The following is a 1,184-nucleotide window of genomic DNA, read 5'->3' on the forward strand; positions in this document are numbered from 1 at the left end:
CGACGAGATGACCGCGATCCGTCGCCAGGCGCAGGACACCTACGACCTGCAGGCCTACGTGGACGCGCAGTACGGCGGGCCGGGCCGCGGCTGGACCGATGCCCGGCACCAGCAGCCGCGGAGCCCACCAGAAGCGGTGCCCAGCGGAGACCAGCACCCCAGTGCCACCAGGGCTCAGTGCCAGCGGAAGAGCCGGGCCGCGCCCGCTCCGAGCGCCGCGGTCCAGCCCAGCAGGATCACCACGGAGAACGCCGGCACGGACCCGTGCAGCAGGGCGCCGCGCATCGCCTCGCCCAGGGCGCCCGACGGCAGCAGCACCGCGACGTGCGCCAGCGGGCCGGCGAGCTGTGCGGCGGGCAGCAGCACGCCGCCGCCCAGGGTGAGCAGCACGAGCACGAGATTGGCCACGGCGAGCACGCCTTCGGCGCGCAACGTCCCGGCCAGCAGCAGGGCGAGAGCGGTGAACGCCGCGGTGCCCAGCAGACCGGCGCCGACGGCGGCGGGCAGGGCGCCCAGGTCCGGCCGCCAGCCGAGCGCCAGCGCGGTGCCTGCGATGACGATGACCTGCACCACCTCGACGGCGAGCACGCCCAGCACCTTGCCGGCCAGCAGCCCGGTGCGGCCCAGCGGGGTGGTGGCCAGCAGACGCAGCACGCCGTTGCGCCGGTCGAAAGCGGTGGCGATCGCCTGGGACGTGAACGCGGTGGACATGACGGCCAGTGCCAGCACACCGGGCGTCACGAAGTCGACACGCGTGTACCCCTGCGTGTCGAGGTCGACGAACGAGGTCTGGACCAGGCCGACCAGCACCAGGACCGGCAGCACTATCGTCACGAGCAGCTGCTCGCCGTTGCGCAGGATGGCTCGCGCCTCGAACGAGGCCTGGGCGGCGATGCGGCGGGCCGCGGGTGCGGCGGCGGGAGTGGTCTGGACGCTCATCGCAGGTTTCTCCCCGTGAGGTCGAGGAACACGTCCTCGAGCGTGCGACGGCCGGTGGTGACCGACCGGGCCAGCACCCCGCGGTCGGCGAGCCACGCGGTCACGGCGGCGAGCGCCGCGGCGTCGACCGGTCCGGTCAGGATGTAGACGCCGGCCTCGCTCTCGCACCCGACCCACCCCTCCCCGCTCCGTTGAGTGCTGGGTATTTGTTGGTCCGACGCCTGCTGGCCCGACAAATACCCAGC

The 1,184-nt window shown here is 73.7% G+C and carries 1 protein-coding gene and 1 pseudogene; both read right to left on the reverse strand.

All coding sequences use genetic code 11. From position 1 onward, the window contains the following. Positions 1-174 precede the first annotated feature (174 nt). Positions 175-939 carry an ABC transporter permease gene (locus tag AB0F40_RS27540; RefSeq protein ID WP_357475530.1) on the reverse strand — a complete coding sequence of 255 codons (765 nt, stop codon included), beginning with the start codon at positions 937-939 and terminating at the stop codon, positions 175-177. Beyond that, positions 936-1,184 (reverse strand): annotated as a pseudogene (locus tag AB0F40_RS27545) (hypothetical protein); the annotation flags it as partial. The gene AB0F40_RS27540 and the pseudogene AB0F40_RS27545, both read right to left, overlap by 4 nt.

The sequence above is a fragment of the Promicromonospora sp. NPDC023987 genome (assembly GCF_040639055.1).
Taxonomy (GTDB): domain Bacteria; phylum Actinomycetota; class Actinomycetes; order Actinomycetales; family Cellulomonadaceae; genus Promicromonospora.

Excerpts from the sequence above, each read along its gene's own strand:
- AB0F40_RS27540 (WP_357475530.1), bottom strand. The coding sequence starts at position 939 with ATGAGCGTCCAGACCACTCCCGCCGCCGCACCCGCGGCCCGCCGCATC.